Annotated in this window: 1 pseudogene; it reads left to right on the top strand. The window is 31.0% G+C overall.

Annotated features, from left to right (window positions below):
- Positions 1–284, top strand: a pseudogene (locus tag GNY06_RS15765) (transposase); the annotation flags it as partial.

Below are 284 nucleotides of genomic sequence, written 5' to 3'. Positions count from 1 at the left end.
GAAACAAGATAGCTGCAAAAATATCTGTCAGTGATTATTACATTGTAGATAGCATGCCATTAGAAATATGAAAATTAATCAGAAGTTGCAGAAGTACTGTTTGTAGAGAAAATTACTTTACCAGCCCGGATAAAGGTTTTTGTGCTTGGCAAAATAATGTTTATTATGGTTATAAATTGCATGCAGTGTTTACTACTGATGGGATTTTTACCGATTTTGATGTAACACAAGCTTCTGTACATGATATTCATTATCTCAAAGATATTAAGCACTTGTATCAAAAT

This window comes from Elizabethkingia argenteiflava (assembly GCF_009904105.1).
In the GTDB taxonomy this organism is placed as follows: Bacteria; Bacteroidota; Bacteroidia; order Flavobacteriales; family Weeksellaceae; genus Elizabethkingia; species Elizabethkingia argenteiflava.
Note: the sequence above shows the minus strand (reverse complement) of the source record. Positions and strands in the feature narration are given on the sequence as shown.